Here is a 20,363-nt window from a genome sequence, read left to right on the forward strand (position 1 = left end):
CCAAGACGCTACGCTGCCGGACCCGCCGGGCGGTGGTTCGCGGCGGAATCGTTGCCGCCGCTTTCCCTCTCCGGCCCGTCCCTCTCCGGCCCGTCTTTCTCCGGCCCGTCCTTCTCCCGGGCCGCGTCCTCCAGCAGGGACAGGGCGAACCGCAGCAGTTCCGGCGGGAGCCCGTCGTCGTCCAGGCCCCGGCCCGCCAGGCCGCTGATCTCCCCGGTGCGCCGCTTGGCCAGGAACTGGAGTCCGGCGACGACGTCGTCGACGACCTCGGACTCCTCCTTGAAGAAGCGCCAGTCCACGCCGAACCCCAGGCCGAGGGCTTTGAGGATGTCCTCGGAGGGCTGGGTGACCTTGCCGGCCAGGATGTTGGAGAAGTAGCTGTGCGACAGCGAGCCGCCGCGGTCGCGGACCAGCTCGGCGAAGACCCGGCCCGAGATCTTCTGGCCGGGGAAGGTCTTCTCGACCATGTACTCGACTTTTTCCCGCAGCGAGCCGAGGCGGGGAAGCTCGTCCGGACCGGGGGGTTCGACGGGTTCCGGACCGGAGGGTTCGACGGGTTCCGGACCGCGTTCGTCGCCGTCGTCCATGGCCATCCGGCCCTCCACGATCACCTCGGAGTCGGAACTGAGCTTGCGCAAACACTCTACGTCACTGTTAACTCGAAAAAACACGGGCAGGGGACCACGAGGGGAGTCCCTTGCCCGTGAGTGATCCTGTGCCCCGCGGTGCCCGGAGCGTGCTCCGGACAGGGGTGTAGCCCTTCACGACGGGGGATGCGTGAAGGGCTACGCGTGCATTATGGCCCCACGGTCCTCCCGGCGACAACTGACCGGTCGATCAGTGATCCAGGGGGGTGTGTCCGCCGCGTCCTTCCCGATGGCCCAAATCTGTTACGGCCGCGATAGACATGACCTTGCCCGGCGATTAGGGTTTCTTGTGCAGTCACGTGAAACAGGTGTACGCAGCAGAGGCGCACCCCGCAGGCGGGCGCCGCCCGGCTCCTCCGGTCGCGCGTGACGGAAGAGGTGCAGATGCCCCCGGAGACCCCCTCGCACGCCACCGACCGGCTCGACGACGACGATTACCCCGCCTACACGATGGGGCGAGCCGCGGAGATGATCGGCGCGACGCCGGGGTTCCTCCGGGCGATCGGCGAAGCCCGGCTGATCACCCCGCTGCGGTCCGAGGGCGGTCACCGCCGTTACTCCCGCTACCAGTTGCGCATCGCCGCCCGCGCCCGCGACCTGGTCGACGCCGGCACGCCCATCGAGGCCGCCTGCCGCATCGTCATCCTGGAGGACCAGCTGGAGGAGGCGCTGCGCCTCAACGAGCAGCTGCGCGGCCGGTCCGCCCGCTCCGGTGGCCCGGCCGACCACTGACGGGCGTTGACGGGCGTGGACGGGAGCTGACGGGCGCCGCGCCGCGGCCCGCGCGGGTTCTCGCGCGACCCCGGGGAGATATCTGCATTCGTCAGCACAGAATTTCGCGCAATGCGCGATGAGGCTTTTCTCTTCCCGGTCTGTTCCGACACGGCCGGTGATATTAGGCACCCACCTCTCCCGGCCCCACCGTGCTAGTGTTGATCTCAGTTGCAGTTGTGGTTCCCAAAAACTTCAAGTGTTCTTGCCGGTCGGATGTCGGCGAGCACACTTTTGTATTTCCGGTGTTCTTCCGGACGGGGTAATCATCGCGGCGACGTGGGGTCCGCACAGTGTGGGCCCGCGGGCTCTGCCCCTAAAGGAGATATGACATGGCTACTGGCACCGTGAAGTGGTTCAACGCGGAAAAGGGCTTCGGCTTCATCGAGCAGGACGGCGGCGGCGCCGACGTCTTCGCTCACTACAGCAACATCGCCGCCTCCGGCTTCCGTGAGCTGCAGGAGGGCCAGAAGGTGAACTTCGACGTCACGCAGGGCCAGAAGGGCCCGCAGGCCGAGAACATCACCCCCGCCTGATCACTCAGGTAGTACTGCGCAGCTGGGGCCCGCACCTTGGGGTGCGGGCCCCGGCTCGTTGTCGTTTCCGGGGCCCGCTCTGCGCGCCCCCCGACGAAGCCGCGTCCGGTGCACTGTTTCCCGGCGGCCGGGCTTCGTTTTCTTTTGTCATTTCATCGGCTCGTTCTTGCGATTCTGGGTGCCGTTCACGGTCGCTTCCCGAAAAAGAATCCCTCGATACGTGCCCCATCGAGGAAAGGTTCTAGATGAACCGCGAACGCACGCCCCGCTCGAACGACCGATTCTCCCGCACCCGCTCCGGCGGCGGTGCCCCCCGCTACTCCGGTGGTGGCGGCGGCGAGCGCCGTGCCGCGGGCTTCGGCGGCGGACCCAAGCGCTCCGGCGGTTCCGGCGGCTCCGGCCGGTCCGGTGGCTACGGCCGCCGCTCCGCCTCCGGCCTCAAGGGCGAGTTCGCCCTGCCGGTGACCGTCACCCCGGCCCTCCCCGCCGCCGAGACCTTCGGCGAGCTGGAGATGCCCGCACCGCTGAAGGCGGCGCTGGTCGCCGAGGGTATGACCGTGCCCTTCCCGATCCAGGCGGCCACCCTGCCGAACTCGCTGGCCGGCCGGGACGTCCTGGGCCGCGGCCGCACCGGCTCGGGCAAGACGCTCGCCTTCGGCCTCGCGCTGCTGGCCCGCACCGCCGGCCGCCGCGCCGACGCCAAGCGCCCGCTCGCCCTGGTCCTCGTCCCCACCCGGGAGCTGGCCCAGCAGGTCACCGACGCGCTCACCCCGTACGCCCGGTCGCTGAAGCTGCGCATCGCCACCGTGGTCGGCGGTATGTCCATCGGCCGCCAGGCCAGCGCGCTGCGCGGTGGCTCCGAGGTCGTCGTCGCGACGCCGGGCCGCCTCAAGGACCTGATCGAGCGCGGCGACTGCCGGCTGGACCGGGTGACCATCACCGTCCTCGACGAGGCCGACCAGATGGCCGACATGGGCTTCATGCCGCAGGTCACCGAGTTGCTCGACCAGGTGAACCCGGACGGGCAGCGGATGCTCTTCTCGGCCACCCTGGACCGCAACGTCGACCTGCTGGTGCGGACGTACCTGAAGGACCCGGTCGTGCACTCCGTCGACCCGGCGGCGGGCGCCGTCACGACGATGGAGCACCACGTCCTGTACGTCCAGGGCACGGACAAGTACGCCACCACGACCGAGATCGCGGCCCGCGACGGCCGCGTGATCATGTTCCTGGACACCAAGCACGCGGTGGACAAGCTCACCGACCACCTGCTGCACAGCGGGGTCCGGGCTGCCGCACTGCACGGGGGCAAGTCCCAGCCGCAGCGCACCCGCACCCTGGAGCGCTTCAAGACGGGGCACGTCACGGTGCTGGTCGCCACCAACGTCGCGGCGCGCGGCATCCACGTCGACAACCTCGACCTGGTCGTCAACGTGGACCCGCCGAGCGACCACAAGGACTACCTGCACCGCGGCGGCCGTACCGCCCGTGCCGGGGAGTCCGGCAGCGTCGTCACGCTGGTGCTGCCGAACCAGCGCCGCGAGATGACCCGGTTGATGGCGGACGCCGGGATCACCCCGCAGATCGCCCAGGTCCGCTCCGGCGAGGCCGAGCTGAGCCGGATCACCGGTGCGCAGGCGCCCTCGGGCGTCCCGGTCGTCATCTCCGCCCCGGCCAAGGAGCGCGGCAGCAGCCGCGGCGGCGCGTTCATGGGCCGCGGCACCAAGCGCGGCGGCAGCGGCGCTCCGGCCCGGGGCCGTCGTCCCGGCGTGCCGACGCCCGAGGCCCGTGCGGCCGCCACGCAGCGCCGGAACAACCGCGCCGCGTGATCCGTGCGGCCGGCGGCTCGCCGCCGGCCGCCCCGCACGCCCGGCGCTCCCCCCGCCGGCGCGTGCACCGGGCCCCCCGCCCGGGCTCCCTTACGTCCCCTCCGTGCACTCGACACGTCCCCCGTGCACTCGACCCCTGTTGAGGAACCATGCGCTGTGTCATCGCCCGCTTCCCCTTCGATCTGTTCAAGAACGAGGTGGAGGACTCGATGAAGGGCATCAAGCCCGAACCCGTCACCGGCGACGCGGTGGTCATCAGCCGCCGGGTCTACCCCGTCAAGCAGGTGGGTGAGGTCATCACCCGCCAGGACCGCCGGGACTTCAGCTCCGCCGAGGTGGTCCGGGCGCTGTCCAAGCTCGGCTTCACCTGCCGCACCGCCGAGTCGGCCGTGCCGGCCCCGGCCCCCGCCCGTACCCCGCTGGAGACGGCCTCCGCGCTCCTGGGGACTCCGGCCGAGGCGCGGAGCGAGGCTCCCGAAGCGGTGTCCGCACCCCGGGCCGACGGGGTCTGAGACCTGTTCTCCCGCCCCGCGACGCCGACTTCGGGTGTCGCGGGGCGTGCGATGATCGCCGCCATGATGAGGAAGCTGACGGTGTTGGGTGTGACCGTGGTGGCGTTCATGCTGCCCGTCTCCGCCGCGTACGCCGACGAGACACACACCAACGCTCACAACGGCCCGCAGGTGGCCCTGATCTCGACGGGCCAGATCGACGATCCGCTGGAGGACGTGCTGGAGCACGTCGCGGTCCTCGGCGACAACGTCATCGTGGACTGAACCTCCCCCGGAACCTCCCCCCCGCTCCCGGCCGTTCGGCGTCTCATGACGTGCGGGCGGCCGGTGGTTTCTGCCGGGCCCACTCCATGCGCGGCTCCAGCAGCGGACGCAGCAGCCACCGGACCGGGGGCGTGCAGAGCAGGGTCATGATGACGACCGCGCCCAGGGTGACGGCGACCGTGCCCATCGTGGTGTCGAAGAACGGGTCGTCGTAGAAGCCGCCGTACCGCAGGCCCCGGACGACGAAGCCGTGGAGCAGGTACCCGTACAGCGTGCAGGTGCCGAGCGTGGTCATCCAGCCGCGGCCCTTGGGCACCCAGGCGAGGAAGCACGCGCCCAGCACGATCGCGGCTACGAACAGCAGGAGCGTGGTGGTCGGGCCCGTCCACTCGGAGACGCTGAGCTCCTCGGTGCTGTTCTTCCGGAAGAACCACGAGGTCGACGTCCGGGGTACCAGCCAGTACGCCAGCAGCATCCCGGCCACGAACACCGGCACCGAGGCGACCCGCACCCAGGTGGAGCGGAGAGCCGTGAAGTGCTCCGGGCGCAGCCGCAGGCCGAGTACGTAGAACGGCAGGAACTGCAGGATGCGCTGGATCTGGAGGCTCCCGTCGGCGGCCGGTGACACCGTCGCCAGGGCGGCGATGGCGAGGGAGACCAGCACGGGGAAGCGCACGGTCTGCCAGAGCGGGGTGGACAGCCGCCAGAGGAACAGGGCGGGCAGGAACCACAGCAGCCAGTAGGGCTCCAGCAGCGAGAGGGCGAACTCCGGGTCGCGGGTGGCCCGGTGGAAGATCGTGTAGAGGATTTCGAGCAGGACGTAGGGCACCAGCAGGCCGGTGACCAGTTTCCACACCCGGTTCGGCCGCAGTTCGAAGTTCCGTGAGAAATAGCCCGCTATCAGGATGAACACCGGCATGTGGAACGTGTAGACGAAGGTGTACGCCGCTTCCACGAGGCGGCCGGGGGGCAGGGGCTCCCACGCGTGCCCGACCGCCACCAGGACGATTGCCAGGTACTTCGCGTTGTCGAAGAAGTGGTCGCGGCCGCCGTCGGGCGGTGGCGTTCCGGTCGCCGGGGCGCCGGCAGCGGCGGTGGGGCGCGGCTGCTCGGAGGTGAGGGGGGAAGACATCCTGACACCCTAGAACGCGGAGGCGTTCCCTCCGGCCCCTGTGGTGTGCGTCACTTTCGATCGCCCCGCTCGGACGGCCGCGCGCTGCCCACGGTGACCAGGTGCGGCAGGGTTCGGTTCAGGGGCTGCTCGGGGGCTGCTCGGGGGCTGTCCGGGGGCTGTCCGGGGGCTGCTCGGGGGGCTGTCCGGGGGGTGGTCCTGGGGTGGTACTGGGGGTGTCCCCACCTCGGTCCACCGGGCTCCCGTATGGGCATGGCGTCCCGGCTCAACAAAGCTTGTCTCATGACCACTTGGACCCGAAAGGCCTTACTCCTCACCGTCTCCGCCGCCGCCGCGGCCGGCACGCTGACCGCCGTCGGAGCGCCCGTGGCGCACAGTCGCCCGGTGGGCCCCGCCACGCCCCCGCTCAGCTGGGGGGCCTGCGGCCCGATTCCGGGGACGACCGTCCCCGACGGGCAGCAGTGTGCGACACTCCGCGTTCCCCTGGACTACCGCGCCCCCGGCGGGCGCACCGTCGACGTGGCGGTCACCCGGCTGCGCACCGACCGGCCCGAGGCCCGGCGCGGGGCGCTGATGGTGATCCCCGGCGGCCCCGGCTCCTCGGGGGTCCAGCGCCTCGCGCAGAAGGGCGAGGCGCTGCGGGCGGCGACCGAGGGGGCGTACGACCTGATCAGCCTGGACCCGCGCGGGGTCGGCCGGTCCACCCGGGTGGGCTGCGGGATCCCGGAGGCGGACCGGCACCTGGTGACGCTGCGCTCCTGGCCCGCTGCGGACGGCTCGATCGCGGAGAACGAAGAACGCGCCCGCCGCTCCGCGGCGGCCTGCGCCCGCAACGGCGGCCCGGAACTGCGGTCCTTCACCACGCGGAACGAGGTCCGCGACATCGACCGGCTGCGCGCCGCCCTGGGCGAGCGGAAGGTGTCCGTCTGGGGCTCCTCGTACGGCAGTTACGTCGGCGCCGTGTACGCGCAGGAGCACCCGCTCCGTGTCGACCGGCTGGTTCTGGACAGCATCGGCGACCCGGACCCGGCGCGGGTGGCGTACGGCTGGCTGTCCAACATGGCTCCGGCCGTTGCCGTGCGTTTCCCCGACTTCGCGGCGTGGGCGGCGGACCCGGCCCGGGAGGCCGAGGGGCTCCGGCTGGCCGGGCGCGCCGAGGACGTGGAGCCGCTGTTCGTCGCCCTGGCCCGAAAGCTGGACCGTGACCCGAAGGAGTCGGAGACCCCCGGCGTCCCGCTGACCGGGAACCGGCTGCGGCAGGCCCTCCAGAACGCCCTGTACAGCGATGCGGCGTTCGCCCCGCTGGCCCGGCTGATCCGGTCGGCGCAGGCCCCGGAGGCCCGTCCCGTGCTGCCGCCGGAGCTCGCGGGCGCGATGCCGGACGAGGACGCGGCGCTGACGATGGCGGTGATCTGCAACGACGTGCGCTGGCCGGGGCCGGACTCCGGGTACGCCCGCCGGGTCGCCGCCGACCGGGTGCGCCATCCGCTGACGGCCGGGATGCCCAGGAACGTCACTCCGTGCGCCTACTGGAAGCACGACGAGGAGCCGCGGCCCACCCGGATCACCGACGAGGGCCCCTCGAACGTCCTGATGATCCAGAGCCTGCGCGACCCGGCCACGCCCTTGGCCGGGGCCCTGAAGATGCGGGCGGCGCTCGGCGAGCGGGCCAGGATGGTCACCGTCGGACAGGGCGGGCACGGGATGTACCTGGGCAACGGCAACGCCTGCGGCGACCGGGCGGTCAGCGACTTCCTGGTGACCGGGAAGCGGCCGGCCCGGGACGTCCACTGCCCGAACTGAACCGGTGTCCTGGGGAGGCGCCCGCCCCGGGTCGCGGGGGAGCAGAGCGGGGACGAAGAGTGTCATAGCGGCTGATTCCGGGGTGTTCCTTGCTATACACGAGCGATGGAGCACCCCGGGACCCTCGTCCTGATCATGGCCCTGGCGGTTCTCGCCCCGCTGCTCGGTTACGCGACCGGGAGGTGGCTGCCGGTCCCCGTCGTCATCTTCGAGATCGTGCTCGGTGTCCTGGCCGGGCCGGACGTGCTCGGCTGGGCCCACCACGATCAGGTCATCGACACCCTGGCCGACCTCGGACTCTCGATGCTGATCTTCCTCGCGGGTTACGAGATCCGGTTCGCCGAGGTCCGCGGCTCCACCCTGCGCCGGGCCGGCGGGGCGTGGGTGCTCTCGTTCGCCGCGGGCCTCGGCGTCGCACTGCTGCTCAGCGGGGCGGACCTGGCGAAGAGCCTGGTCATCGGCACCGCGCTGACCAGTACGGCGCTGGGCGCGGTGCTGCCGATCCTGCGGGACTCGGGGCGGCTCGAGGGACGGTTCGGGTCGGTGGTGATGGCGTTCGGGTCGGTCGGGGAGTTCGGTCCGATCATCGCGATGGCCCTGCTGTTCAGCGGCCGGAGCCCGGGTGCGGCGGGCGCGGTGCTGGCCGTCTTCGCGGTCGTCACGGCGGGGGCGGTGTTCTGGGCGATGCGGCCCCGGCCGCCGTGGTTCGCCCGGCTCATCGCCGTGACCCTGCACTCCAGCGGCCAGTTCGCGGTCCGCTTCGTGATGCTGCTGCTCGCCGGGATGCTGGGTCTCGCCCACGTCTTCGGCCTGGACACCCTGCTCGGCGCGTTCGCCGCCGGGATGCTGACCCGGCTCGTCCTCCAGGGGGCGGTGCCCGGGCGCAGCGGGGAGATCCTGGAGCGGATCGAGGCGATCGGTTTCGGCTTCCTCGTGCCGTTCTTCTACATCGTCACGGGCATCGACTTCGACCTCGCGGCGCTCCTGGACGGCGGGCGCCCGCTGCTGCTCCTGCCGGTCTTCCTGCTGCTGTTCCTGCTGGTGCGCGGGGTTCCGGCGTATCTGCTGGCCCCGCGCGACCTGGCGGGGCGCCCCTCGCGGTCCGCGCTCGGGCTGTTCGCGTCCACCTGTCTGCCGCTGGTGGTCGCGATCACCGCGATCGGCCTGGACGAGAAGGTGATCGGGGCGGGCGAGGCCGCCGCCCTGGTCGCCGCCGCGATGGTGTCGGTGCTGGTGTTCCCGCTGCTGGCGTTCCGGCTGCTGCGCCGGGAGAAGGGCGACGGGGGCAGGGCCGTGCCGGGCCGGACGGCGGAGACCGGTGAGGCATGGTGAGGCCTGTGAGGCCTGTGAGGCCTGGTGAGGCCTCGTTCCGGATGAAGCGCCCCCACCGGTGACCTGTCACCCGAACGGCCCGCTCCTCTGCGAAGCCGGAGGCCGGACCGCAGGGTGGAGTGCATGTGGTCCCGCCGAATCGTCCTGGGCGCTCTGGTCCTGCCCCTGGCCCTCCTGGTGTTCGGGGACGGCCCGGCGTTCCGCGCGCCGGGGCCCGAGCTGGCCTCCGGGCCCCGCCCGCCGCGCGGACTGCCGCAGCCGGCCGTCGTCAGCCGCCGGGAATGGCACGCGGACGAGGAGCTGGTCCGGGAGGGGCCGCACTACACGGGTGCGGCGCGGGCGGTGTTCGTCCACCACACCGGCAGCCCCAACGACTACGACTGCGCGGACGCCCCCGGCCTGATCCGGGGCGTCCAGGGCGACCACGTCCGGCAGGACGGCTGGGACGACATCGGCTACAACTTCCTCGTCGACCGCTGCGGCACCATCTACGAGGGCCGCGCCGGCGGGGTCGGCCGCTCGGTGCTCGGCGCCCACACCAAGGGGTTCAACACCGACACGGTCGGCATCGCGGCGATCGGCGACTTCGGCGCGGGGGCCGAGGTCCCGAAGCCGATGATGGACGCGCTGGTGAAGCTGGCCGCCTGGAAACTGCGGCCCGGTGCGGATCCGCTGGGCAGGGTCGACCTGGTCTCGACGAACGACGAGAGCCGCTTCGACGAGGGCCAGGTGGCCCGGCTGCACGTCATCTCCGGGCACCGCGACAGCTTCGAGACCCGCTGCCCCGGCGACGCGCTCTACGGGCTGCTGCCCGAACTGCGGGAGCGCGCCGCGAAGCTGCGCGCCGCCGCCCCCGGACACTCGGCTTCGGCCCGGCTGCGCCCGTATGTCTGAGCCCCGCGGGGTGTGGGGTGCGAGGCTACCGGGAGACGAACTGCGCGAGTATCGCCTGGACCTCGTAGATGTCGACGCCCTTGGTGAACGTCTTCTGGAGCGGCACCGGGTTGCCCGTGACCCAGATGCTCAGCTCGGCGTCGAGGTCGAACGTCCCGGCCGTCTCCACGGAGAACTGCGTGATGCTGCGGTACGGGACGGAGCGGTACTCCACCTTCTTGCCGGTGATGCCTTGCTTGTCGACGAGGATCAGCCGCCGGTCCGTGAACAGGATGCTGTCGCGGATCAGGAGGTACGCGGCGTGGATCTGCTCGCCGTGCCCCAGCAGCCGTGCGTAGTCCTGCTGGGCGGTGGCCGGGTCGATCGTGTGGGCGTTGCCGAACAGTGCCATGGGTTCCCGTCTCTGTGTGGTGTCGTACTGGAGTACGTGTACGGCGCGGTTCTGGTTCCCGTACGGGGTCTGCCGGTCTCCTTCTCCAGCGGGCTTCTACAGCGGGACGACCGTCGCCTCGGTGGCCTTCACGCTGGTCCAGACGGTGCTCCCGTCGGCGATGCCCAGCTCGGCGGCGGCCCCCGGGGTGATCTCCGCGACCAGGTCCGGGGCCTCGGCCGAGGTGATCAGCAGCCGCAGTCGGCTGCCGCCCGAGGTGATCTCACGGACGGTGCCGGGCCAGACGTTGCGGGGGGAGCCGGTGGGCCTCTCCCGGTGTACGGAGACGGCTTCCGGCGCGATGACCGCGAGGGCGTCCGTGCCCGCCGGGAGGGGTTCGGCGACCACGAGGTGTCCGCCGCCCTCCAGGGCCAGGCCGTCGGCGGTGGCGGTGCCGGGCCAGGCGTTGCGGCCCAGCATCCGGGCCACCCAGGGCGAGCGAGGGTGCCGGGTGACCTCGGTGGGCGGCTCGTCCTGGAGGACCCGGCCGTCCTCCAGCACCAGGACCCGGTCGGCCAGCGAGACCGCCTCGACCGGGTCGTGGGTGACGATCAGGCAGACCCCGCCGAAGTCCGCGAGATGGCCGCGCAGGGTGTGCCGGACCCGGGCCCGGGTGGTCTGGTCGAGGGCGGCGAGCGGTTCGTCCAGCAGCAGGAGGCGGGGGCGGGCCGCCAGCGCGCGGGCCAGGGCGACCCGCTGGGCCTGGCCGCCGGAGAGCTGGGCGGGCTTCCGGTGGGCGAGGTGGCCCACCCCGAGGCGGTCCAGCCAGCCCTGGGCCTCGCGCCGGGCCGCGGCGCGGGGGACGCCGTGGGCGCGGAGCCCGTACGCCGTGTTGGCCAGGGCGCTCAGGTGCGGGAAGAGCGCCCCGTCCTGGGGGACCCAGGCGACGTCCCGGCGGTGCGGGGGGAGTGCGGTGACGTCGCTGTCGCCGAGGCGCAGGGTGGCGTGCGCGCGGGGCGTGAGGCCGAGGAGGGCCCGCAGGAGCGTCGTCTTGCCCGCGCCGTTGGGGCCGACCACCGCGATGGTGGTGCCACCCGGGGCGTCCAGCGTGAGGTGCGTGAAGCCGGTGACGTCGGCGTGCAGCGGCCAGGGCTCCGGCTCGGTCTTCGGCAGCGGGTCGGCGGCGGGCCCGGGGAGCGGGCCCGGGGCCGTGGCCGCCGGTTCCTCCGGGCGGGCCGCCGCCGCCCGGCTCGCGGGGTTCCGGTGGTCGCCCGGGGTCCCGGTCCACCGGCCGCGCAGCGCGATGAGCACGATCATCGCGATGGCCAGCAGCAGCAGGGAGACCGACGTGGCGGCTTCCGGGGAGTCCTGGAGCAGCAGGTAGACCTGGAGCGGCAGGGTCTGCGTGGTGCCGGGGAGGTTCCCGGCGAAGGTGATGGTCGCGCCGAACTCGCCGAGCGCCCGCGCCCAGGTCAGGGCGGCTCCGGCGATCAGCCCGGGGGCGACCATCGGCAGCGTCACGGTGAGGAACACCCGGACCGGTGAGGCCCCCAGGGAGGCCGCGGTCTCCTCGTACCGGGGGCGCAGCCCGCCGAGCGCGCCCTCCAGCGAGATGACCAGGAACGGCATCGCGACGAACGTCGCCGCCAGCACGGCACCCGAGGTGTGGAACGGGAGCGTGACGCCGAAGGTGTCCTCCAGCCAGGGGCCGAGCAGCCCGCGCCGCCCGAACGCCAGCAGGAGGGCGACGCCGCCGACCGTGGGGGGCAGGACCATCGGCAGCAGCACCAGCGAGCGGACGAACGCCTTGCCGGGGAACGGCACCCGGGCCAGCAACCAGGCCAGCGGCACCCCGAGCAGCAGGGAGAGCCCGAGCGCCCACAGGGAGACCACCAGCGAGAGCCGCAGCGCCTCGGTGGTGGCCTCGGCGGTGAGGTGGGCGCCGAGCTCGCCCCAGGAGGTGCGGACCAGGATCCCGGCGAGCGGCAGCATCAGGAACGCCACGGCCAGCAGGGCGGGCACCGTCAGCAGCAGGGGTGCGCGGGCCCCTGCGGTACGGCGGCGGCCGGGACGTTTCATCGGGCGACCTCGTGGGGCTCGGAGACGGTGCGGTGCCCGGCAGGCCCGTCGGACGGGACGGTCTGCCGGGCGGTACGGGACCTGCCGGGGCGTGGGGCGGTTACGGCTGCTGGAAGCCCGCGCCCCGGAGGATCTTCTGCGCGGCGGGCGTGGAGAGCCAGGCGACGAACGCGGCGGCGGCCTCGCCGTGCCGCGACGTCTTCAGCGTGGCGGCCGGGTAGGAGGCGATGGCGTTCCGCGCGTCCGGGATGTCGATCGCGTCGACCTTGTCGGTGGCGGTCGCGGCGTCGGTCCTGTAGACGAGCCCGGCGTCGGCCTCGCCGAGCGAGACCTTGGACAGGACCGCGCGCACGTTGGGCTCCTGGGAGACCGGCTTCACCTCGATCCTCTGCGCGTCGAGGATCTGCGCGCTGTAGCGGCCCACCGGCACTTCGGGGGCGGCCAGGACGACCTTCAGCCTGGGGTCGGCGAGGTCCTCCAGGCTTTCGACCTTCTCCGGGTTGCCCTCGCCGACGGCGATGACCAGGCGGTTCCTGGCGATGACGGTCGGTTTCCCGGTGTCGCCGGAGAGGCCGTCCATCGTCTTCGTGTCGGCGGTGACCAGCGCGTCGGCGGGGGCGCCCTGCTTGACCTGGGCGGCCAGTTCCTGGGAGCCGGCGAAGGAGAACGTCACCTTCGTTCCCGGGTTCTCCTTCTCGTACACGGCCCCCGCCGCCTTGAAGACGTCCGTCAGGGAGGAGGCGGCCAGCACGGTCAGGTCGGCCTTCGGGGCGCCCGTCGCGGCTGCCGAGCCGCTGCCCTCGCCCTTGGCCGGGCCGGCGTCGTCGCCGCAGGCGGCGAGCGGGATCAGGAGGGCGGTGGTCAGGACGGCGGCGGCCGCGCGCCGGGGGTTGACCACACGGCGGTGGTCGATCAGCGGGGACATGAGGGTCGGGCTCCTTGGATTCTCGTCGTCGGCCGGTCTCAGACGCGGTCGATGTGCACACTGGTCGACTTCACCCGGGCGGTCGCCCGCATGCCGACCTCAAGACCCAGCTCCTCCACCGCCTCCCGGGTCAGGAGCGAGACGAGCCGGTGCGGACCGGCCTGGATCTCGACCTGGGCCGCGACGTCGCCGAGCTTCACGGCGGTGACGATGCCCGGGAACGCGTTGCGGGCCGAGGTGTACACGGCCTCGTCCTCGCCGCCCGTGCCCTGGCCGACCTCGATCGAGAAGGCGGCCAGCGCGCGGCCGTCGATCAGACGGCGGCCGGCCTCGTCGCGATGGGTCGCGACCCGGCCGGCGTCCGCCCAGCGGCGTGCGGTGTCGGGGCTGACCCCGAGAAGTCGTGCTGCCTGGCCGATTGTGTAGGACTGCATGTGCGACACGCTAGGCCATATGGGCTTGCATTCACCATTCTCTGGACGATGATCCATCGCAGGTGCGAGGCGTGTCGGAGGAACGTACGGAGGAACGTACGGGTGGGGTGTGGGGAGCGTGTACGGGCGAGCCCGGGTGCGCGCCGAGACCCGCCGGGCGCGCGTACGGGCCGCGCCGGTTCGCCGGTCGCGGCCCGTGCGGTGTGACGGCCCCGGGTCAGGTCACCGGGCTCGTCGCGGGCATCTCGCCCTCGGTGGTGGTCACGTCGACCACGGTGAACCAGGCGCCCTGCGGGTCGCTGAGCGTCGCGAACCGGCCGAACGGGCTGTCCGTCGGCCCGTACCGCAGCGCCCCGCCCCGCTCGGTCGCCTTCGCCACGGCCGCGTCGCAGTCGGGCACGGCGAAGTAGACGTTCAGGTACGCGGGTACCTCCGGCGGGAAGTCGTCGCCCATCGCCATGCGGCCCAGGACCGTCTCCCCCCGGACGTCGAACAGGGAGAAGTCCATCGACTCGTCGTCGAACTTGCGCACGGTGTAGGGGAAGACCGAGGGGTAGAACGCGTCCGCCTTCTTCGGGTCCCGGGTGTGGACCTCGCCCCAGCAGTACCCGCCGGGCGCGCCCATCTCCGTCTCGAACCCCTCGTGGCCGCCGGCCTGCCAGATGCCGAAGACGGCTCCACCGGGGTCGCGGGCCAGGGCCATCGTGCCGAAGTCGTCGACCCGCATCGGCTCCATCAGTACCTCGCCGCCGTTCGCGCGGACCTTCTCCGCGGTGGCCGCCGCGTCCGGCGACGCGAGGTACAGGCACCACGCCGAGTGGCCCTCCGCGCCCGGCATCGGCGGGGCGACGGCCGCCGCGGCCTTTCCGTCCGCGTACGCCTGCGTGTAGTCGCCGAACTCCGACGCACTCTCGCCGAACGTCCAGCCGAGTACGTCACCGTAGAAGCTCTTGGCGCCCTCGATGTCGGCGAACATGGCGTCCACCCAGCATGGAGTGCCCTCGGGTTGTACAGCCATGGTGCCGGTCCTTCCCTGGAGTCCTTGTCGTCGGCCCCACCCGTACGGGCCCCCGCCCGCACCGGCAACGCTAGTCAGCCGGGGGCCGGCCCGCGCGTCGGGCCGCAGCGACTTTATGTACTAGTGCATACATGAAATGCGCTAGTGCGAAAGCGGCCAGGGGTTAGGATCGGTCCATGTCCGCACTTCCTCCTCGGCCCGTGACGCTGACCGGGCAGCACGTCGAACTGGTCCCGCTGACCTTCGGCCACCTCGACGACCTCTTCGCGGCGGGCGGCGGGGACGAAGAGGTGTGGCGCTGGCAGGGCGGCCCGGCGCCACGGACCCGCGAGGAGCTGCGCGAGCGCATGGAGAGGGTGCTGGGGAACGCGAAGTACGTGCCGTTCGCCGTCGTCCACCGTCCGAGCGGGCGGGCCGTCGGCTGGACCACGTATCTGGACGTGGCGGTGGCGGACGAGCGCCTGGAGATCGGCTGGACCTGGTACGGCCGGGCCCACTGGCGCTCGGCGGTGAACACCGAGACGAAGCTCCTGCTGCTGACGCACGCCTTCGAGGAGCTGGGCATGGGGCGCGTCCAGCTGAAGACCGACCACCGCAACGAGCGCTCGCAGGCGGCCATCGCCCGGCTCGGGGCGCGGCGCGAAGGGGTGCTCCGGAGGCACCGGCGGCGGCCGGACGGGAGCTGGCGGGACAGTGTCTACTTCTCGCTGCTGGCCGACGAGTGGCCCGCGGCGAAGGCGCGTCTCACCGAGCGTCTGGCCGCGGGCCGAGAGCGCCGGGCCGCGGGCTGAGAGGGCCGGGGCTGCCGGTCAGGAGGAGCCGGTCCGGTGCCGGGCCGGCCGCTTCGGCGCGGCGTACTCGGCGCAGTCGGGGTTCTCGCAGGGACCCGCGCGCCAGACGGGGACGAAGATCCCGAGGGACTTGTGGCGGTGGATTTCGGAAGGGACGGGCTGCTTGCAGGTCGGGCACATGAAAGCGGCCCGCTGTCGGGTGTCACGCTCTTTGTTCGCCATTTACTCACGATAGGCGCGGCGGGAGATTTTGGAAAGTCTTTCCCTTTGCGTTGCCGATGCATGACGCCCTGCGTTGCCGGTGAAAAGCGCCGTAGGTGAATGGCGTCGCTTTCCGTGACCCTACCCTTCCGTATCGGCGTCGGACGCGTCCGTGGGGCCCGGGCTCTTCGCCGGACGGCGCATGCTCAGGGTCACCGAAACGGCCAGAATGACGATGATCACCGCGAGGCTCACCGGTGACGGAATCTCCGGGATCGAGGTGCTGATCATCTTGTGGGAGGCCTGGAGAATGAGCTTGACCGCGATGAAGGCGAGGATGACCGCCAGCCCGTGGCTCAGGTAGTGGAACCGGTCCAGCAGCCCCGCCAGCAGGAAGTACAGGGCCCGCAGCCCCAGGATCGCGAAGGCGTTGCTGGTGTAGACGATGAAGAGGTCGTCGCTGACCGCGAGCACCGCGGGCACGCTGTCGACCGCGAAGATCAGGTCGGCCGCCTCGATCGCGGCGACCACCGCGAGCAGCGGAGTGGCGACCCGCCGCCCCTCCTCGCGGACGACGAAGTGCGTCCCGGAATAGTGGTCCTGGACCGGCATCACTTTCCGTAGCAGCCGCACCGCGAAGCTTTTACCGGGGTCGAAATTCTCCTCCTGGCCGCTGAGGATTTTATAGCTGCTGTAGAAAAGAATCGCGGCGAAGAGGAACAGGACGAAGGTGAAGCGGTTGACCACCGCGACGCCGAGGGTCAGGAAAACCGCGCGGAACACCAGTGCGCCGATGACGCCGAAGAAGAGCACCCGGTGCTGATACTCCCGGGGCACCTTGAAATACGCGAAGATCAGCGCGAAGACGAAGAGGTTGTCGACCGAGAGGCTCTTCTCCAGCAGCCAGGCGGTCGTGTACTCCGTTCCGGCGGTGCTCCCGAGCGTCACGAAGACGACCGCACCGAAGATCAGCGCGAGGCTCACCCACAGCGCGCTCCACAGCCCGGCCTCCTTGAAGCCGATGACATGCGCCTTGCGGTGCGCCAGGAGGTCGACCGCCAGCGAGACGACGACGGTCACGGCGAACACGATCCAGAGCCACACCGGTACGTCCACGCCGGAGACCTCCCACTCGGGTTTTTACGAGTGTGCCCCGCCCGCCCCGTCGCCGCCCGCCGGAGAGCGCCGGGTGGCCGCCGCGACCGAGGCCATCAGCTCCGCGTCGAGGAACGAGGGGTCGGCCAGCCGGGTGGCGGCGGCGTAGGAGTTCAGCAGCGCCTTGGTGACCCGCAGTGCGGCCTCCGGGCGGCGGACCACCGGCTTCGCCCAGGCGGCGACCGCGGCGTCCAGCTCCGCCTCGGGCACCACCCGCTGGAGCACCGACAGCTGGTGCGCCTCGGCGGCGTCGAAGGCCCGGCCGGTGAGGATCAGCTCGCGGACCCGGGCCGCGCCCACCTCGTGGATCAGCCGGGGCAGCAGCCCGCCCCAGGCGGTCGGCAGCCCGAGCGCCAGCTCCGGCAGCCGGAAGGCGGCGGTGTCCGCGCCGACCCGCAGATCGCAGGCGAGGGCCAGCGCGAACCCCGCGCCGACCGCCTTGCCCTGCACCCGGGCGATGGTCACCGCCCGGCCGCCGGAGATCGCCTCGCAGACCCGGCGGGCCTTCTCCCCGGCGACCCGGATGCCCCGGCCGGTGGGGTCCTCCGCCAGCCACTCGGCGAACTCGGTGCGGTCCCCGCCCAGGCAGAAGTCGTCCCCCGCGCCGCTGAGCACCAGCACCCGCACCTCGGGGTCCGGGGCGGCGACGATGTCCAGCAGCTCGTCGAGCATCGCCTCGGTCACCGCGTTGCCGGTGTCCGGCGCGTGCAGCTCCACGTACAGGACGGGCCCCTCGCGCCGGGCGCGTACCGTCGGCGGGCGGTCCTCGGAGCGGCCGGCCGGGGTGAGGAATTCGGGGAGCGAGAGCTTCACAGGGCCACGCCCAGGGAGGTGATCCGTCTGAAGACCATCCGGGGGGCGTACACCGGCCGCGAGACGGTGTGCAGGGTGGGGAAACGATCCAGCATCCGCGCCAGCAGCGTCCGCGCCTCCAGCTTGGCCAGCGCCGCGCCCAGGCAGTAGTGCACCCCGCCGCCGAACGTGAGGTGGCTGCCGCCGCGCAGGATGTCGAAGGCGCCCGGGTCCGGGTTGCGCCGCGGATCGTGGTTGGCCGCGCCGTACAGGACGTGGATCATGCTGTCCTTCTTGATCGGGACCCCGGCCAGGACGGTGTCCTCGGCGGCGATCCGGGTGTTGATGTGGATGGGCGGGTCGTGGCGCAGGACCTCGTCGACGGCCGCGTCGATGTGCTCCGGGTACTTCCGCAGCCACGCCCACCGGCCGGGGTCGGTCAGCAGGGAGGTCATCGAGGTCAGCAGGGTCGCGGTGGTCTCCAGCGAGGCGATGGTGACGAACATCGTGAGCCGGTAGAGGATCTCGTCCGCCCGCTCCCGGTCCGGCTCCATCGCGTCCCAGGTGTGGATCCAGCCGGTCAGCACGTCGTGGCGGGGTTCCGCCCGGCGCCGGGCGACCAGGCCGGTGAAGTAGGCCCGCAGCCGCATGGTCGCCTCCTCGGAGACGGCGAGCTGCGACTTGGTGGGGAGCAGTTCCTGGGCGAACACCTGGTTGTGCGTGATCTCCAGGATGTCCGGGTAGTCCTCGGGCGGGATGCCCAGCCAGGAGCCGACGGTCATGACCGGCAGCTGCTCGCTGACGGTGGAGACGAAGTCCGCCTCGCCCCAGCGGAGCTTCTCCGCCAGCTCGTCCAGCAGCCGGTCGGCGTCGCGCTCGACGTCGGGGGTGAGGCGTTCGATGGTGGAGCGGTCGAAGAGATTGCCCAGGGAGCGGCGCTGGCAGGTGTGCTCGGGGGCGTTGAGCCGGGCGAGCGTGGTGGTCATCTCCCGGGTCGCTATCGCGTCCCACTGCTTGGAGTCGTCCTGCCGCTGCTGCCAGGCGAGATCCGGGGCGAGCCAGTTGCGGCCCCGGAGCACTTGGCTACAGGCGTCGAAGCCGGTGACGAAATACCCGTTCCACGGAGCGCGGACGACGTCACCCATCGCCCGGAGCTCCGCGAGTATTCCGTAGGGCTCGGCCTGTCCTTCCGGGGAATTGAGTCTGCGGAGCAGACCGATGACCGCGCGCCGTCCGTCGGGCGTCCTGGTTGTACCGCCAGTGATGCTCACGCAGAGTTCCTCGACCTAGGCCCGTGGTTACCGCACTGAACCTACCCCTCCGGATATCGGCGCCAAGCATCGTTCTTTGTTGCCCCCGTCACATGCAATCGTCACTAAATGCCCGTTGTCATATGCGAATTGTCGGCCCCTGGGTCATACGCGGAACACATCGAGGAACGAACTCCACCAGCCCTTCTGCTTCTTGGCCGGCTCCCCGGCGTGACGGGGCGTCACGGAGGGCGCGGAGGGGGTGTTCCGGAACGGGTCGGGCAGCTGGGCGGAGGTCGGGGCCGGGGGCTGCGCCCCGGTCCCCGCGCGCCGCGCGGCCGTCGGGGTGAACCGTACGGGCAGCGCGACCAGGGCCCGGTGGAACGGACCGGGCCGCCACGCCACACCCGAGGCGGGCACGGCCAGCGCGAGGTCCGGGACGGTGTTGAGGATCTTCTCGATCGCGGTCAGCGCGATCAGCGTCGCGGGGGACTTGGCCGGGCACACGTGCGGGCCCGCGCCCCAGGCCAGGTGGGCGCCCTTGCTCAGGGTCTGGCGGGCGTCGGTGAGCCCAGGGTCGCTGTTCGCGGCGGCGAAGCTGATCAGTACGGGGGTCTCCGCCTTGAGCACGACCCCGTCCAGCTCGATGTCCCGCACCGGGTAGTGCGTCGCGTAGTTGGCGATCGGCGGGTTGTTCCACAGGACGTCGTCCAGCGCGTCCTCGACGAGCAGCCCCGAGCCGCGCCGCTCGGGCGCGCCCGGCTGGTCGCCCGCGAGCATCAGCAGCAGCGCGTTGCCGATCAGATTGCGCTCCGGCTCCACGCCGGCGCCCATCAGCATCACCAGCTGGTCCTTCAGCTCCTCGTCCCGCAGCCCCGCCGGGTGCTGGATCAGCCAGGAGGTGATGTCCTCGCCGGGCTGGCGGCGCTTGATGGCGACCAGCTCCATCAGGCACTCGGTCAGCTCGGCGTTGGCGCGGAGCACGTCCTCGCCGTCGAAGATGGCGGACATCGAGCGGGTCAGCCGGTCGCCGATGTCGCCGGGGCAGCCGAAGAGCTGGTTGAACAGCAGCAGCGGCAGGAGCTTGGCGTACTCGTTGAGCAGATCGGCGGTGCCGCGCTCGATGAACTGGTCGATCAGATAGTCGGCGATCCGCTCGACGTCCCTGCTCAGCCTGGAGCTGTTGAGCCGTGACAGCGACTCGGTGACCGCCTTGCGCAGCCGCAGGTGCTCCGCGCCGTCGGTGAACAGGCAGTTGGGCCGGTACACCATCATCGGCAGGACGGGGCTGTCCATGGGTACGGCGCCCTCGCGCAGCGCGGCCCAGCGCCGCGAGTCCCGGGCGAACAGCGCCGGGTTCTGGAGCACCCGCAGCGCCGCCTCGTGCTGCACGATCAGCGTGGCCTCCACCCCGGGGGCCAGCTCGATGGGCGCGGCGGGGCCGTGTGCCCGGGCCGCGTCGTAGAAGCGGTGCGGATCGGCGGCGAACTCCGGTCCGTACAGCGACGTCTGCTGCTGGTGCATGGGGCACCCGGCGGGCGCGCTGTACGGGGTGGCTCCCGGCTGCGGGTCCATGTCGGCTTCCTCGGTGTGATCGCGGGGCCCGGTCGGCCCCGGCTCGGGATACG

The 20,363-nt window shown here is 71.9% G+C and carries 21 protein-coding genes; 9 read left to right on the forward strand and 12 right to left on the reverse strand.

Going from position 1 to position 20,363, the window contains the following annotated elements:
* Positions 1-8: 8 nt before the first annotated feature.
* Complete coding sequence (locus tag AB0F29_RS17900; protein ID WP_361873106.1) at positions 9-638, reverse strand: hypothetical protein; 630 nt, start codon at positions 636-638, stop codon at positions 9-11.
* A gap of 393 nt (positions 639-1,031) precedes the next feature.
* On the opposite strand from AB0F29_RS17900, the gene AB0F29_RS17905 reads away from it, so the two are divergent.
* The 5 genes from AB0F29_RS17905 (at position 1,032) to AB0F29_RS17925 (ending at position 4,559) form a co-directional block, all read left to right on the forward strand.
* A complete protein-coding gene (locus AB0F29_RS17905; protein ID WP_361873108.1) occupies positions 1,032-1,379 on the forward strand; it encodes a MerR family transcriptional regulator in 348 nt (115 codons plus the stop codon).
* A gap of 371 nt (positions 1,380-1,750) precedes the next feature.
* Complete coding sequence (locus AB0F29_RS17910; protein WP_015609674.1) at positions 1,751-1,954, forward strand: cold-shock protein; 204 nt, start codon at positions 1,751-1,753, stop codon at positions 1,952-1,954.
* A 245-nt stretch (positions 1,955-2,199) separates the two neighbouring features.
* Positions 2,200-3,783 (forward strand): DEAD/DEAH box helicase, encoded by a 1,584-nt coding sequence (locus AB0F29_RS17915; RefSeq protein WP_361873110.1) that lies wholly within the window; start codon positions 2,200-2,202, stop codon positions 3,781-3,783.
* 149 nt (positions 3,784-3,932) lie between these two features.
* Positions 3,933-4,295, forward strand: a complete 363-nt coding sequence (locus AB0F29_RS17920; protein WP_219611204.1) for an SCO5918 family protein — start codon at positions 3,933-3,935, stop codon at positions 4,293-4,295.
* A gap of 63 nt (positions 4,296-4,358) precedes the next feature.
* On the forward strand, positions 4,359-4,559 hold the full coding sequence (locus AB0F29_RS17925; RefSeq protein WP_361873112.1) for a hypothetical protein: 201 nt from the start codon (positions 4,359-4,361) through the stop codon (positions 4,557-4,559).
* Between the two features lie 43 nt (positions 4,560-4,602).
* Here the strand turns inward: AB0F29_RS17925 and AB0F29_RS17930 are convergent, their stop codons facing one another.
* The gene (locus AB0F29_RS17930) at positions 4,603-5,691 is read right to left on the reverse strand and encodes an acyltransferase family protein (protein ID WP_361873114.1); all 1,089 of its coding nucleotides are present in this window, start codon (positions 5,689-5,691) and stop codon (positions 4,603-4,605) included.
* A 282-nt stretch (positions 5,692-5,973) separates the two neighbouring features.
* On the opposite strand from AB0F29_RS17930, the gene AB0F29_RS17935 reads away from it, so the two are divergent.
* The 3 genes from AB0F29_RS17935 (at position 5,974) to AB0F29_RS17945 (ending at position 9,720) form a co-directional block, all read left to right on the forward strand.
* Positions 5,974-7,494, forward strand: coding sequence for an alpha/beta hydrolase (locus tag AB0F29_RS17935; RefSeq protein ID WP_361873116.1), 1,521 nt, complete (start codon positions 5,974-5,976; stop codon positions 7,492-7,494).
* A gap of 105 nt (positions 7,495-7,599) precedes the next feature.
* Positions 7,600-8,826, forward strand: a complete 1,227-nt coding sequence (locus tag AB0F29_RS17940; protein ID WP_361873118.1) for a cation:proton antiporter — start codon at positions 7,600-7,602, stop codon at positions 8,824-8,826.
* A gap of 123 nt (positions 8,827-8,949) precedes the next feature.
* Positions 8,950-9,720: a peptidoglycan recognition protein gene (locus tag AB0F29_RS17945; RefSeq protein WP_361873120.1), complete on the forward strand. Its 771-nt coding sequence runs from the start codon at positions 8,950-8,952 to the stop codon at positions 9,718-9,720.
* 25 nt (positions 9,721-9,745) lie between these two features.
* Here AB0F29_RS17945 and AB0F29_RS17950 read toward each other — a convergent pair whose 3' ends face one another.
* From AB0F29_RS17950 to AB0F29_RS17970, 5 genes are all read right to left on the reverse strand, one after another.
* Entirely contained in the window at positions 9,746-10,111 is a 366-nt protein-coding gene (locus AB0F29_RS17950) for a PH domain-containing protein (RefSeq protein WP_361873122.1), read from the reverse strand.
* A gap of 96 nt (positions 10,112-10,207) precedes the next feature.
* The gene (locus AB0F29_RS17955) at positions 10,208-12,169 is read right to left on the reverse strand and encodes an ABC transporter permease (protein ID WP_361873124.1); all 1,962 of its coding nucleotides are present in this window, start codon (positions 12,167-12,169) and stop codon (positions 10,208-10,210) included.
* 100 nt (positions 12,170-12,269) lie between these two features.
* Positions 12,270-13,094, reverse strand: a complete 825-nt coding sequence (modA, locus tag AB0F29_RS17960) for a molybdate ABC transporter substrate-binding protein (protein WP_361873126.1) — start codon at positions 13,092-13,094, stop codon at positions 12,270-12,272.
* A gap of 38 nt (positions 13,095-13,132) precedes the next feature.
* Complete coding sequence (locus tag AB0F29_RS17965) at positions 13,133-13,528, reverse strand: helix-turn-helix transcriptional regulator (protein WP_361873128.1); 396 nt, start codon at positions 13,526-13,528, stop codon at positions 13,133-13,135.
* Positions 13,529-13,745: 217 nt separating this feature from the next.
* Positions 13,746-14,546 carry a VOC family protein gene (locus tag AB0F29_RS17970; RefSeq protein ID WP_361873130.1) on the reverse strand — a complete coding sequence of 267 codons (801 nt, stop codon included), beginning with the start codon at positions 14,544-14,546 and terminating at the stop codon, positions 13,746-13,748.
* 176 nt (positions 14,547-14,722) lie between these two features.
* On the opposite strand from AB0F29_RS17970, the gene AB0F29_RS17975 reads away from it, so the two are divergent.
* Positions 14,723-15,337 carry a GNAT family protein gene (locus AB0F29_RS17975; protein WP_361873132.1) on the forward strand — a complete coding sequence of 205 codons (615 nt, stop codon included), beginning with the start codon at positions 14,723-14,725 and terminating at the stop codon, positions 15,335-15,337.
* Positions 15,338-15,355: 18 nt separating this feature from the next.
* Here AB0F29_RS17975 and AB0F29_RS17980 read toward each other — a convergent pair whose 3' ends face one another.
* The 5 genes from AB0F29_RS17980 to AB0F29_RS18000 form a co-directional block, all read right to left on the reverse strand.
* Positions 15,356-15,559, reverse strand: a complete 204-nt coding sequence (locus AB0F29_RS17980; protein ID WP_361873134.1) for a hypothetical protein — start codon at positions 15,557-15,559, stop codon at positions 15,356-15,358.
* A gap of 120 nt (positions 15,560-15,679) precedes the next feature.
* Positions 15,680-16,654 (reverse strand): TerC family protein, encoded by a 975-nt coding sequence (locus AB0F29_RS17985; protein WP_361873136.1) that lies wholly within the window; start codon positions 16,652-16,654, stop codon positions 15,680-15,682.
* A 24-nt stretch (positions 16,655-16,678) separates the two neighbouring features.
* Positions 16,679-17,506 (reverse strand): enoyl-CoA hydratase/isomerase family protein, encoded by an 828-nt coding sequence (locus AB0F29_RS17990; protein WP_361873138.1) that lies wholly within the window; start codon positions 17,504-17,506, stop codon positions 16,679-16,681.
* Positions 17,503-18,630 carry a cytochrome P450 gene (locus AB0F29_RS17995; RefSeq protein WP_361873273.1) on the reverse strand — a complete coding sequence of 376 codons (1,128 nt, stop codon included), beginning with the start codon at positions 18,628-18,630 and terminating at the stop codon, positions 17,503-17,505. Before AB0F29_RS17995 ends, AB0F29_RS17990 begins: the two co-directional genes overlap by 4 nt.
* Positions 18,631-18,900: 270 nt before the next feature.
* Entirely contained in the window at positions 18,901-20,310 is a 1,410-nt protein-coding gene (locus AB0F29_RS18000; RefSeq protein ID WP_361873140.1) for a cytochrome P450, read from the reverse strand.
* Positions 20,311-20,363 lie beyond the last annotated feature (53 nt).

Origin of the sequence: Streptomyces sp. NPDC026589 (genome assembly GCF_040638385.1) — a bacterium.
GTDB lineage: Bacteria > Actinomycetota > Actinomycetes > Streptomycetales > Streptomycetaceae > Streptomyces.